This window comes from Nesterenkonia populi, from assembly GCF_007994735.1.
Lineage (GTDB): Bacteria > Actinomycetota > Actinomycetes > Actinomycetales > Micrococcaceae > Nesterenkonia > Nesterenkonia populi.
The window spans coordinates 429,603-442,382 of sequence record NZ_VOIL01000001.1 but is presented as its reverse complement, the minus strand read 5'-3'; the positions used below and the strand labels follow the sequence as shown (position 1 = coordinate 442,382).

The window sequence follows — 12,780 nt, the reverse complement described above, 5'->3', positions numbered from 1 at the left end:
CACCGGATCAGCGCAGGTGCTCATAGGCGGGCAGTGTCAGGTAGTCGATGTAGTCCTCGGAGAGGACCAGCTTCCTGACGACGTCGGCGGCCGGCTCGAAATACTTGGCGAAGGTGTCGGCGTCGCCGATCTCCTCCCTCAGCCGGGCGACCTCCTCCTCGAGCAGCCGGTCCACGAGCTCGCGGGTCACCTGGTTGCCGGTGTCGGCGGTGACGGTGCCGTTGTGGATCTGCTGCCACACCTGGGAGCGGGAGATCTCCGCGGTGGCGGCATCCTCCATCAGGTTGTGGATGGCGACTGCGCCGTTTCCGGAGAGCCAGACGGCGGTGTAGTAGGTGGCGACGTAGAGGTTGGTGCGCACACCCTGCTCGGTGACATCGCCCTCAGCATCGCCCGTGCTGAGCAGGTCCGCGACGCTGACGCTGACCTCGGGGCGTTTGCGGTCCACCTGGTTGGGCTTGTCGCCCAAGACCTTGGTGAACTCATCCTTGCAGAGCTCTACGAGGTCCGGGTGGGCGACCCACGAGCCGTCGAAGCCGTCGTTGGCCTCGCGGGACTTATCGTCGCGGACCTTCTCGATGGCCCTCTCGGTGACTTCAGGCTCGCGACGGTTGGGGATGAATGCCGCCATGCCGCCCATGGCGAAGGCGTCACGCTGGTGACAGGTCTTGACCAGCAGCTCGGTGTAGGCGCGCATGAACGGCTGAGTCATGCCGACCTGGGCGCGGTCAGGAAGCACGAACTTCTTGCCTGAGGACCGGAAGTACTTGATCATGCTGAACAGGTAGTCCCAGCGGCCCGCGTTGAGGCCGGAGGCGTGGTCGCGCAGCTCGTAGAGGATCTCGTCCATGCAGAACGCGGCGGGGATGGTCTCGATGAGCACGGTGGCGCGGACGACGCCGTGAGGCAGTCCGAGCTTCTCCTCCGCGAAGGTGAACACGTCGTTCCACAGCCGGGCCTCGAGGTAGTGCTCAAGCTTGGGCAGGTAGTAGAAGGGGCCCGTGCCCTTCTCGTGGAGGTGCTTGGCGTTGTGGAAGAAGTGCAGGCCGAAGTCGACCAGTGCGCCGACGGCGGGCTTGCCGTTGATCTCGATGTGCTTCTCGGGCAGGTGCCAGCCGCGGGGGCGGACGACGACGGTCGGGAGGGTGACGTCGTCGCGGAGCCTGTACTCCTTGCCCTCGGGGGAGGTGAACTGGAGGATTCCCCGGGCGGACTCGTAGAGGTTCTTCTGCGCGTCGACCAGGTTGTTCCAGTTGGGGGAGAGGGCGTCCTCCAGGCAGGCCAGCCACACTTTGGCTCCGGAGTTCAGCGCGTTGATGGCCATCTTGGCCGGGGCCGGCGGTCCGGTGATCTCCACGCGGCGGTCCTGCAGGGCGGGGGGCTGCTCGGCGACCTTCCAGTCGGCCTCGCGAACGTCCTTGGTCGCCGGGTCGAAGTCGAGTGTGCCGGTGCGGGCGGCCTCGGCCTGGGCGGTGCCGCGACGCTCAAGGAGCTCGTCGCGGGTGGGCGCGAACGTGGCGTGCAGCTCCTCGATGAACTGCAGCGCCTCGTCGGTGATGATCAGGTCGGTTCCCTCGACCTCGTAGGGCTGGCTGACGTTGATGCTCATGGTGCTCCTTCTGTTCACAGGTGGGAAGAGCCTGGGCTCTGTCTATTTCTATGCCATACAATTCGCACTATGAAAGAAACAGTCCGCAATGCGGACTCTCCGATGGAGCGGGACCCGCAGAGAGTCCAGGTGGTCGAGCGCGCTTTCGGGCTGCTGGAGACGCTGATGCAGCGGCAGGGCGCGGCCACCGCCGGCGAGCTGAAGGAAGCTTCCGGGCTGGCCGGCCCCACGGTTCACCGGCTGCTGCATACCCTGATGGGGCTCGGCATGGTCCATCAGCTGCCGGATAGGCGCTACGCGCTGGGAGCGAACCTGGTGCCGCTGGGGGAGGGCGCCACCCGGCAGCTGGGCGGCCCGGCGGTCCCGCAGATGCAGTCCCTGGTGGGGGAGCTCGGCGAGAGCGTGAACATGGCGGCGATGGAGTCGGAGATGGTCGTCTACATCGCCCAGGCGCCGTCCCCGCACTCGATGCGGATGTTCACTGAGGTGGGCCGACGCGCCTACATGCATTCCACCGGGGTGGGCAAAGCGATGCTCGCCACGATGGGGCGCGACCGGGTCCGGGAGGTCCTCTCCTCCACGGGGATGCCCTCGATGACGCCGAAGACCCTCACTCGGCCCGATGCTCTGGTGGAGCAGCTGCCTGTGATCGCTCAGCAGGGCTACGCGCTCGACGACGAGGAGCAGGAGCTCGGCGTGCGCTGCCTGGCGGTGGCGATCCCGCACGGCCCCACCCGCATGGGGCTGTCCGTCTCAGGCCCCACCGCCCGCATGGACGACGCCTTCATTCGCCACGCAGTGCCCCTGATGACTCGCACAGCAGCGGAGATAGGTCGAAAGCTCAGCCGGAGGATCTAGTAGACACTCGGCAAATCTGCACCTCTAGTGGAGTTCGGGAAGGCTCCTCCCAGGAGAGTCTCAGCAGGTTCGTGCGAAGACGGATGTCTCTCTCAGCGACTACGTCGATGAGATTTGTGCGGGGGCCTGAGTCTCTCCGTGCCTGGCTGAACGCCTACAGCGCTGCTACGGCGACAGATGCGACCTATGAATCAATTCTCGATGCCGCGACCCCGGGCCAATCGAGCAAGCCTGGGAGCGCAATATGCTTGCCATCGAGGTGAAACTTGCCGCCTCTGCTCGCAACGACCATGTGAAGCGCCTCAACTGGCTTCAAGAGAAGGTCAACGACAATCGCCGTCTTGCTCGAATGGTGATCACTTCCGGGCGCGAGGCATATCAACGCGCATTCTCAGAGTGAGGTGGACCAGGGAAGCTGGGAGCTGGCGGCCGACTCCATGAGCCACTGTGTAAGCACCGCCGTTCCTGAGGCTGATTGATGTTCAGCGGGCATCGGCGAAGGCGTTGAGGACCTCCGCGAGTGATGCTGGCTCGGGGATGCGGAAGCGGGCTCCGGTCTCGCCGTCGCCGACCTTGACGCTGACATCGTCGCCGGCGAGCACGGCGAACCCGGTCTCGTCGGTCACATCATCACCGGCGAAGAACACGGCGTCGGGCTGCAGGTCGGCGCGCAGCTCTTCGATCGCCTCACCCTTGGTGGACTTGCGCACCACGGCCTCGAGAATCTTCTTGCCCTCCTTCTGGTGGGCGCCGTCCACCAGGGTCAGCGCGGCCCGGGCCTCGTTGAGCACGGCATCCTGAAGGGACTCCTCCCTCACATGACGGACGTGCAGGGCCGCGCCCGCCGGTTTGTACTCCACCCAGACGCCTTCATGCTGGTCCGCGATTCCTTCCAGCACGCTGATGATCTCCTGGCGGGAGGCCTCCTCCGCGTGGGTGAGCTGCAGACCCGGCGAGTCCGGCCCCAAGTACTTCTCAGCCCCGTGGGAGCCGATCAGCACGGTGCCCTCCGGGGGTGCGGCCTGCCGCTGCAGGTCGCTGATGGGCCGGCCCGATACGTAGGCCAGGATGATCCTCGGGTCGTTCAGTTCGGCGATCCGATCGATGGCCTCACCGTTGGCGGGCACCGGGACGGCCGAGTAGGCGTCTGCGACAAGCTCGGCGACGCAGCCGTCGAAGTCCAGGCAGACGAGGACCTTCTCCTGTGCGGCGAAGGTCCTCAGGGCCTTCTGCAGGTCATCGGGCAGGGTGAAGCTCACGGGTCTCTCCTGGCGGATCGAGGCGGACGGGACTGGGTCTGAGCCTACTGGGACTTCTGCTGGGAGAGACTCTCGAGGAACTCCTCGGCCCAGCGGGTCACATTGTGGGAGACCACCTGGCGGCGCAGGCTGCGCATTCGCTTCCGGGCATCCTCCTGGTCGATGGTCGCTGCCGTGACCATCGCCGCCTTGAGCTCCTCAATGTCATGCGGATTGATCAGCAGCGCCTGCCGCAGCTGGTCGGCGGCGCCGGTGAACTCGGAGAGGACCAGCACGCCGTCGCCGGACTTCCGCGCAGCCACATACTCCTTGGCCACCAGGTTCATGCCGTCGCGCAGGGCGGTGACGAGCATGACGTCGGCGGCGAGGTAGAGCGCGACCATCTCCTCGATCGGGTAGGAGTGATGCAGGTAGCGGACCGCGGTGTGGCCCATGGTGTCGTACTCACCGTTGATGCGGCCCACGGTCAGGTCGATCTCGTCGCGCAGCAGCTGATATGACGCCACCCCTTCGCGGGAGGGGGATGCGATCTGCACCAGAGTGACGTCGCCGACCTGCAGCTCGCTGTCGCGCAGCAGCTCCTCGTAGGCCTTCAGGCGGTGCCGGATGCCCTTGGTGTAGTCCAGCCGGTCCACGCCCAGGAAGATCGTCTTGGGGTGGCCGAGTTCGGCGCGGATCTGGGCGGCCCGGGCAATGATCGAAGGGTCCTGGGCGAGCTCCTGGATCTTCCCGGTGTCGATGCTGATGGGGAACGCTTTGGCATCTGCGGTGCGGTAGCTGCCCTCCGGAGGTGCGGAGAGCTGACGGGGTGCGGTGCCGCGCTCCGGATCGGCGTCGAAGCCCTTCAGCGGGGAGCCGGCCTGCGAATCGTGCTGGTTGGGCACATAGACGCGGTCCGACTTGATGTAGTGGCCCAGGCGATTGCGCACCGCACGCTGGAAGTTCTTGGCGTCGGACTCCCGCTGGAAGCCGATGAGGTCCGCGCCGAGCAGCCCGCGGAGCACCGAGTGCCGCCACGGCAGCTGCGCGAAGAGGCCCGGGGGCGGGAACGGGATGTGGTTGAAGAATCCGATCGTCACATCCGGGCGCAGCTCGCGCAGCATCTGCGGCACGAGCTGCAGCTGGTAGTCCTGAATCCAGACGGTGGCCCCCTCGGAGGCGACCTTCGCAGCAGCCTCCGCGAAGCGCTGGTTCACGCGGCGGTAGGCGTTGAACCAGCGGCGGTGGAAGCTGGGGCGGACGATCACGTCGTGATAGAGCGGCCAGAGCGTGTCATTGGAGAACCCCTCGTAGTAGTCGTGGACCTCCTGCTCGCTCAGCGGAACCGGGTGCAGATGCAGGCCTTCGTGGTCGAAGGGCTCGAGCTCCTCGTCCACGGCGCCGTGCCAGCCCACCCAGGCACCCTCAGAGGCGGCCATGATGGGCGCCAGGGCGGTGACGAGCCCCCCGGGGGAGCGCTGCCAGCCGGTGGTCCCGTCGTCGCTGGTCACCCGGTTGACGGCGAGTCGATTGGCCACGACTACGAACTCATACCCCTGCTGCTCCATATCCGCCACCCTCCAAGAATAGCCTGGACGTTCGCTGAAAGCCCAGGTCGGCGTCGGCATCCACATTCCGGAGGTACGCTGTCCCCTGCTGTTCCATGAATCCATTCGCACACTGGGAGACGTCTTCCTATGGCACGTAGTACCGAGAGCGCCACCGCGCGCGAGCGCGCCCGCCAGATGCAGGCAGACCAGGCCAAGAAGGACAAGCGGGCATCATTGCTGCTGCCCGTGATCGTCGTGGTGCTGGCTGTGGTCCTGGTGGCCGGCATGATCTTCTGGGCGGTGAGCCGCGACGGTGACGAGGTCGCCTTCACCGAGGGACCGGCTCCGTCCGTCGCGAACGAGTACGGCGGGATCTCCCTGACCTCCTCCACCGAGATCGAAGAGGGCGCGGACCTCGGCACCGTGGACGCTGAGAGCACGCCCGAGCGGGACGAGAACGGCACCGCGCCCCGTGAGGAGGGCGAGCCGCCGCACCTGGTGATCTACACCGACCCCGGCTGCCCCGCCTGCCAGCAGATGGAGCAGAGCTACGGCTCCACCATCGCCGAGCTGCTGGACCAGGGGCTCATCACTGCCGAGTTCCGGTCCGTGCAGGTGGTCGGCTCTCCCACCAACTACTCCGCCCGGGCCTCAAGCGCCTTCGCCTGCATGGCTGAGGAGTCTCCGGAGAGCTACAAGGACTACCTGACCTACATCACCGCCACCTACGCGCAGGATGAGCTGAGCAACGACGGCCTCGCCCAGGTGGCCCAGGACCAGTACGGCGCTGACATCTCCGAGTGCATCGAGGACGGCACCTACCGACCCTTCAGCTCCTGGACCACCAACCAGGCCGGCGAGACCCTCGCCCAGATGGGTGTTCAGTTCGCCACTCCCACCGTCTTCATCGACGACCAGGACTATGGCCTGGACTTCATGGAGGCCCTGGGCGAGGAGATCGACGCCTACTCAGCTGAGATCGGCGAGGACGCCGAGGGCATCGACATCGACGATGAGGATGTCGACACCGACGCGCAGACCGAGGACGAGGCCGAGGACGACGCCGTCGAAGCGCCCGAGGATGACGAGGAAGACGCCGAAGATGACGAGTGATCATCCCCGGCGGTAGCATGGGCAGCCGGCGTCGGTGCGCCTGAGCGCCGTCGCCGCGCCTCCTTAGCTCAGTTGGTAGAGCAGCTGATTTGTAATCAGCAGGTCGTCGGTTCGAACCCGGCAGGGGGCTCCGCAGAAACTAGACGCACCGGTCAGGAATGCGGCGGGAGCCGCAGGTGTTCCCACTCCTTGTGCAATCTACTGATACCCCCGCTGAGTCCTCCGCCTCAGAGCGGATGCCGACCGCGGACAAGCTGACCATCGGCGCGCTGCTTGTCGCCACGTTCGTCATGATCCTCAACGAAACGATCATGAACGTGGCGCTCTCGCCGCTGATGGAGGAGTTCCAGATACCCGAGCCCACCGTCCAGTGGCTCACCACCGCGTTCATGCTGACTCTGGCCGTGGTGATTCCCACCACCGGCTACATCATTCAGCGATTCACCCTCCGCGGGGTCTTCACCGCCGCGATGCTGCTGTTCGTCGCCGGCACCGCGCTCGCCGCCGCGGCCCCCGGATTCCCGGTGCTGCTGGCCGGACGTGTGGTCCAGGCCGCCGGCACCGCCATCATGCTGCCGCTGATGATGACGACCGTGCTGACCCTGGTGCCGATGCATCGCCGCGGCGTCGTGATGGGGAATATCGCCATTGTGATCTCCGTGGCCCCGGCCATCGGTCCGACGGTCTCAGGAATCATCCTGGAGATCGCCGATTGGCGCTGGATGTTCCTGACCATCCTGCCGGTCGCCGTCGTCGCCCTGGTGCTCGGCCGGCCCCGTCTGAACACCGACCCCGGGACCAAGGGGAAGGGGCTCTCCATTCCGTCCCTGCTGCTGGCCGTGCCCGGCTTCGGCGGCATCGTCTACGGGATCAGCCAGATCGGCGGGGGCCACGGCACCGAGGACCTGGACCCGGAGGCGGCAGGCATGTCCGTGGACCCTGCGGCCGTCGGGGTGCTGGTGGGCGGTCTGCTGTTCCTGGCTGCGTTCGTGCTCCTGCAGCTGCGCCTGCAGAAGTCCGACGCTGCGCTGCTGAACCTCAAGCCGTTCACCTACACCCAGTACACCCGGGCCCTGATGATGATGCTGCTGATGATGATCGCCCTGTTCGGCGCCCTCATCCTCCTGCCGCTGTTCCTGCAGCAGATCTACGGGCTCAGCCCGCTGGGCACGGGCCTGCTGATGCTGCCCGGCGGCCTCCTGATGGCGCTGCTGGCCCCGATCGTGGGCCGTGTCTACGACCGCGTCGGTCCCAGGCCGCTTGTTGTTCCCGGCGCCAGCATCCTGATTGTGTCCATGACTGCACTGGGCTTCATCAGCGCGGCCACCCCCTGGTGGATGATCCTGGTGGCCCATCTGGTGCTGTCCGTTGGGCTGGCCCTGCTGTTCACCCCAGCGTTCACCACGGCGATGAACCCTCTGCCCGCGCCTCTGTACTCGCATGGCTCCGCGGCGCTGAACACGCTGCAGCAGCTCTCTGCGGCGATCGGCACCGCCGCCTTGGTGGCGGTGATGGGGCTGGGCGCCTCGATGGCCGCTGCCGACGGACTCTCCCCGGAGGCCGCCGCTGTGGAGGGCTTCCGGACCGCGTTCCGGTTCGCTGCCGCGCTGAGCGTGGTGACCCTGCTGCTGGCATTCGGCCTGAGGGCCACCCCCGCTGCGGGCAGCTCTGAGAAGAGGGAGGCGCTCGCGCACTGACTGCGCAGAACTCTCCAGACAAGGAGCGAGGCCCGGCAGACGCACCATCTGCCGGGCCTCTTCTTGTCGCACCCAAGTGAGCACAACCTTACACATACGTTCCGCGATTAGCAAACATCTGTGTTTCTAAATGAGGGGAATAGCTCGCCATCCGCAGTGTTGACGCCCCCAGAACCGCAGAATCCACCCCACAGGAGGCACCCATGGCTGAGCGCGGAACCGTCATCATCATCGGAGGCCACGGCAAGATCGCCCTTCTCGCGGCCCCCAAGCTTGCTGACGCCGGATACGACGTCCGCTCCCTCATCCGGAACCCTGAGCACGCCGACGATGTCCGGGCCGCCGGGGCCCAGCCCGTCCTCCTCGACATCGAGAGCGCCGGTACGGCCGCTCTCGAGGAAGCCTTCGCCGGCGCCGAAGCTGTCGTCTTCTCCGCCGGAGCCGGCGGCGGCAGTCCCGAGCGCACCAAGGCCGTGGACCAGGACGCTGCCATCCGCAGCATGGAAGCCGCCCAGCAGGCCGGCGTCGCCCGATACGTGATGGTCTCCTACGCCCGCAGCGAGACCGACATCCGCACCCTCGACCCCGAGAGCAGCTTCTACCCCTACGCCGCCGCCAAGCACCACGCAGACAACCATCTGCGCGGCACCAGCCTCGACTACACCATCCTCGGCCCCGGCAAGCTGACCCAGGGGCCCGCCAGCGGAAAGGTCAGGGTCGTCGACGTCGACGAAGCCGCCGCCGCCCAGGAGAGCCCCGAGGCTGTCGCCGCCAGCCGCGAGAACGTCGCCGAAGCCATCCGGCACGTCCTCACCCAGCAGGCCGCAGTGCGCGAGACCGTCAACTTCTTCGACGGAGAGACCCCCCTGCCCGAGGCCATCCGCTGAACTGGAAGAAAATCCGCAAACCCTGCTAAAGTTGGGCGTCGCCGTTCCGACGGCGAAAGCCCGCTCGCCTAGCTCAGTTGGTTAGAGCGCACGCTTCACACGCGTGAGGTCACTGGTTCGAATCCAGTGGCGAGCACCACGTATTGCGGGATCTGCTCTTCACTCTGAAGACCGTTGCGATACTTCGACGTCCAGTCGAGGTCGGCTGCAGGGCGGCCTCCCGATCTCAGGGCTCACTGTTCTTGCGGTGAGCCCTTCTGTGGTTCACTGGCTTTTTGGGAGGAGGCACCGTGGGATCAGAGGACCGTCGGGAGTCCAGCAGCAGGAAAGACGAGGCGCGTCGGCTCAGCTCCGAAGAAGGCCTCACCGGCTACGAATCCGAGCCCATCGATCCCGTCATCTCAGAGCCTGAGGCGGACACCAGCCTCATCCCCGTCGTCAAACCCTCCGCCGAAACCGGCGAGCCCGAGGACGAAGGCTTCGTCTCCTCCCTCACCGGCTCCATCGCCGCTTCCTGGAGATCCGCCGCGGAGGAAGCCACTCTCGAATGGGAGGAGTACGACGCCGAGGCCGCCGCCCGCGCCGCCGAGGAGGCCGAGGCTGAGCAGGAGACCACCCGGCACTCCTACTCGGACGACTTCTCCCTCGCCGACTCTGCCCAGCCCAAGACCGGGTCCAACCCCGCCACCGGCGCTGTCCCCGCCGTCGGCAGCGCCCCCACCGGCCAGCACCCCACCGTGCCCCTGACGGGCCCGTCGACGCCCATCTCCTCGCCCAGACGGCGCTCCGTGCTGCGACCCACCTGGCTCAAGCCCAGATTCGGCAGCCAGTTCGGCAAGGGGCAGATCCTCGACCGGACCGTCTTCGACCGTCGCGCCAGCCCCCAGCATGTCTTCAACAAGATCATGCAGACCGAGCGGCCGGCCACCGGGCAGGAATCCATCGTGGACCGTCTTGCCGGCACTCCCTACCAGCACGTCCAGCAGGCCCAGGCGGCTGAGATGCCGGTCGAGTCCGACGAGCTCGAGACCATCAGCCTGGTCCTCGATCTCGGCGAAGCCCTGTTCCGCTACGGAGCCGGCGCCCTGGAGGTCGAAACCTCCATCATCGCCACGACCGCCGCCTTCGGGATGAAGAACACCGACGTCGACATCACCAACCAGTCCATCAGCCTCAACTGGGCCCCCGAGGGCAAGATCCCCTACTCCCGGGTGCGTGTGGTCCGCTCCTGGTCCTCCAACTTCAATGCGCTCTCGGCCGTGCACCGGCTCGTCACCGACATCACCTCCGGGCGCCTCACCCGCACCGAGGCCGGGCAGCGCCTCACCGAGATCACCCGTGAGCCCAAGCCCTACCCCCGATGGCTGGTCACCCTCTGCGGCGGGATCTTCGCCTCATTCTTCGTCAGCTACCTCGGCGCTCCCATCTTCGACGCCTTCGCCGGGTTCACCGCCACCCTGCTGATTCTCTGGGCCACCCGCCAGCTGGCTGCCTGGCGGGTCCCCGAATTCTTCACCCTCTCCGCCGGCGGGTTCATCGCCTCGGCGTTCGCGATGATCGTCTTCGGCCTCGACGCAGAAGTCACCCCGTCCATGGTGGTGGCAGGAGGGCTGATGATCCTGCTGCCCAGTGTGCGGATCGTCGGTGCCCTGCAGGACGCCATCAACGGATTCCCGCTCACCTCCGCAGGGCGGATCGTCTCCTCCATGATGGCCTTCGCGGGCATGACCGCAGGGATCATGGCCGCGGTCGTGCTCTCCGACATGGCCGGGATCGCGCAGGAGGAGCTGGCACAGGGCCTGGAGCGGATCTACCACCCCACGGTCCTCATCGTCCTGGTGTTCGTGGCCTGCTCCGCGGCCGCCGTCGTCGAACAGAGCCGCCCCAAGCTGATCCTGCCCACCGGCGCGGTCGGAGCGCTCGGGTTCTGCGGGCTCTATGCCGGGGAGCTCGTCGGCCTGGGCGACCGGTTCACACCCGTGATCGGCGGAGCGATCGTAGGCGCGCTCGGCAGGATCGTCGCGCTGCGGCTCGGCGCCCCCCAGCTGGTCGTCGCCGTGCCCGCCATGATGTTCATGCTCCCCGGACTGATGGTCTTCCGCGGCATGTACCAGCTCGCCATCGAGAACACCACAGCGTCGATGCTCGTGGGGCTCTTCGAACTGTTCAACGCGCTCGTCATCATCATGGCGATCGCCGCCGGCATCGTCCTCGGAGACGTCCTCATGAGGCCCTTCACCACCGCTCTGCGATCCAATGAGCGCTCAAGGGCCCGGCGCCGCTGACCCAGCCTTCAGGCGTCGGGCCGGACCGGCTCACTGGAGCTGATGCAGGCGCCAGTCGACCGGCGCGGACCCCATCCGTTCCAGAGCCGCGTTGATGCGGCTGAACGGCCGGGAGCCGAAGAAGCCCCGGTGCGCAGACAGCGGCGACGGGTGCGGGGAGACGATCACCTCGGTATGCTCCCCGGCGTTCAGCAGCGGCTGCATCTTGCGGGCGTCAGCCCCCCACAGCGCCGACACCAGAGGGGTCCCCCTTCCCACCAGGGCGCGAACCGCCGCCTCGGTGATCTCCTCCCAGCCGATGCCTCGGTGCGAGGCCGGCTTTCCGGCACCCACGGTCAGCACTCGGTTGAGCATCAGCACTCCCTGGTGGGACCAGGCGGTCAGGTCCCCGTGCAGGCTCGGCGGCACCCCCAGGTCAGACTCCAGCTCCTTGAAGATGTTGTTCAGCGACTTCGGCAGCGGCCGCACATCCTTCGCCACCGCGAACGACATCCCGATCGGATGCCCCGGCGTCGGATAGGGATCCTGCCCGAGGATCAGCACCCGGACGTCCTCGAACGGCTGCCGGAACGCGCGCAGCACATTCTGCGAGCCCGGAAGGATCTGCTCCCCGCCCGCCCGGCGGCTGACCAGGTCCTCGCGCACCCGCGCGAGCTGCGGCTCCATCCCGCTCAGTGCCCGTTCCCAGCCCGGGTCCAGCGGGGCTGCCAAAGAATCAGTCAATCCCATGGGAGAGCACTCTAATAAAGCGTGGGCCGAGGGAACAGAGCTGGAAATGCGGGAATGCTCGGGGCACCGCCCGTAGAATCGCGGCTATGAGCCACTTCCCCCACGACGAGTTCGACGACGTCGCCCCCTACTCCTCCGGCGAGGCCGGCAAGCACCGCTCCTCCGGCGCTTACGCCGCCGGCGGGCCAGCGGCTGCGGGCGGCTCCTCGGGGGCGATGAAGTGGATCGGCATCCTCGCCGCCCTGGCGATCGTGGCCGTGGCGGCCGTCTACCTGATCCTCCCGCTGCTCAGCTCCGATGATGACCCCGAAGCCGGTCAGGCCGGAGAGGACGAGGCGGTCGAGGAGGAGCAGGACACCGAGGATGAGGGTGAGGAGGCCGATGCCGAAGGCGAGGACGGCGAGAACGGCGAGGGCGCCGAGGACGAGGGCGGCGGGGATGAGGACGCCGCTCAGGAGGACGAGGACGGCGTCGACATGAGCACTCCGGTGCGGATCGCCAACGCAGGCGCCCCGGACTGGTCTGCCAGCGATGTCGACTACCGCCTCACCCAGGAAGGCTTCAACACCACCGGTCGGCTCGACTGGGACTCCTCGTGGGGCCAGGTCGGCACTCCCGTGGTCTTCTACCCCACTGAGGACGAGGCGGAGTTCGCCCAGGAGGTTGCGCAGGCGATGGGCTTCGAGAACACCTCCCACAACCCTGCCTGGGAGACCGCGGTGATCGTAGTCGGTCCCGAGTACTCCCTGGTGCACACCCAGGACGAGCTGGAGCAGTTCGTCGAATCACAGTGACGCCGCCCGTCCGCTGCCGG

At 67.0% G+C, this 12,780-nt stretch carries 11 protein-coding genes and 2 tRNA genes; 9 read left to right on the top strand and 4 right to left on the bottom strand.

Annotated elements, in window-relative coordinates:
• Positions 1 to 7 precede the first annotated feature (7 nt).
• Complete coding sequence (aceB, locus tag FWJ47_RS02080; protein ID WP_147103423.1) at positions 8 to 1,609, bottom strand: malate synthase A; 1,602 nt, start codon at positions 1,607 to 1,609, stop codon at positions 8 to 10.
• A 69-nt stretch (positions 1,610 to 1,678) separates the two neighbouring features.
• Here aceB and FWJ47_RS02075 point away from each other — a divergent pair, with 69 nt between their 5' ends.
• A complete protein-coding gene (locus tag FWJ47_RS02075; protein ID WP_211358950.1) occupies positions 1,679 to 2,467 on the top strand; it encodes an IclR family transcriptional regulator in 789 nt (262 codons plus the stop codon).
• Between the two features lie 244 nt (positions 2,468 to 2,711).
• On the top strand, positions 2,712 to 2,867 hold the full coding sequence (locus tag FWJ47_RS11990; RefSeq protein WP_170228435.1) for a hypothetical protein: 156 nt from the start codon (positions 2,712 to 2,714) through the stop codon (positions 2,865 to 2,867).
• A gap of 82 nt (positions 2,868 to 2,949) precedes the next feature.
• Here FWJ47_RS11990 and otsB read toward each other — a convergent pair whose 3' ends face one another.
• On the bottom strand, positions 2,950 to 3,726 hold the full coding sequence (otsB, locus tag FWJ47_RS02070) for a trehalose-phosphatase (protein ID WP_170228434.1): 777 nt from the start codon (positions 3,724 to 3,726) through the stop codon (positions 2,950 to 2,952).
• Positions 3,727 to 3,770: 44 nt separating this feature from the next.
• Entirely contained in the window at positions 3,771 to 5,273 is a 1,503-nt protein-coding gene (locus tag FWJ47_RS02065) for an alpha,alpha-trehalose-phosphate synthase (UDP-forming) (RefSeq protein WP_211359013.1), read from the bottom strand.
• 129 nt (positions 5,274 to 5,402) lie between these two features.
• Here FWJ47_RS02065 and FWJ47_RS02060 point away from each other — a divergent pair, with 129 nt between their 5' ends.
• The 6 genes from FWJ47_RS02060 to FWJ47_RS02035 all read left to right on the top strand — a co-directional run bounded on the left by FWJ47_RS02060 (position 5,403) and on the right by FWJ47_RS02035 (position 11,237).
• On the top strand, positions 5,403 to 6,368 hold the full coding sequence (locus FWJ47_RS02060; protein ID WP_147103417.1) for a DsbA family protein: 966 nt from the start codon (positions 5,403 to 5,405) through the stop codon (positions 6,366 to 6,368).
• Positions 6,369 to 6,425: 57 nt separating this feature from the next.
• Positions 6,426 to 6,498, top strand: a tRNA-Thr gene (locus tag FWJ47_RS02055).
• Between the two features lie 61 nt (positions 6,499 to 6,559).
• Entirely contained in the window at positions 6,560 to 8,065 is a 1,506-nt protein-coding gene (locus FWJ47_RS02050) for an MDR family MFS transporter (RefSeq protein ID WP_246126121.1), read from the top strand.
• A gap of 203 nt (positions 8,066 to 8,268) precedes the next feature.
• Positions 8,269 to 8,952, top strand: a complete 684-nt coding sequence (locus FWJ47_RS02045) for an SDR family oxidoreductase (RefSeq protein WP_147103411.1) — start codon at positions 8,269 to 8,271, stop codon at positions 8,950 to 8,952.
• A 62-nt stretch (positions 8,953 to 9,014) separates the two neighbouring features.
• A tRNA-Val gene (locus FWJ47_RS02040) sits at positions 9,015 to 9,091 on the top strand.
• Between the two features lie 151 nt (positions 9,092 to 9,242).
• Complete coding sequence (locus FWJ47_RS02035; protein ID WP_147103408.1) at positions 9,243 to 11,237, top strand: threonine/serine exporter family protein; 1,995 nt, start codon at positions 9,243 to 9,245, stop codon at positions 11,235 to 11,237.
• 30 nt (positions 11,238 to 11,267) lie between these two features.
• Here the strand turns inward: FWJ47_RS02035 and FWJ47_RS02030 are convergent, their stop codons facing one another.
• The gene (locus FWJ47_RS02030; RefSeq protein ID WP_147103405.1) at positions 11,268 to 11,966 is read right to left on the bottom strand and encodes a uracil-DNA glycosylase; all 699 of its coding nucleotides are present in this window, start codon (positions 11,964 to 11,966) and stop codon (positions 11,268 to 11,270) included.
• 86 nt (positions 11,967 to 12,052) lie between these two features.
• Between FWJ47_RS02030 and FWJ47_RS02025 the strand changes: the two genes are divergently transcribed.
• Positions 12,053 to 12,760 carry a LytR C-terminal domain-containing protein gene (locus tag FWJ47_RS02025; RefSeq protein ID WP_147103402.1) on the top strand — a complete coding sequence of 236 codons (708 nt, stop codon included), beginning with the start codon at positions 12,053 to 12,055 and terminating at the stop codon, positions 12,758 to 12,760.
• Positions 12,761 to 12,780: the final 20 nt, after the last annotated feature.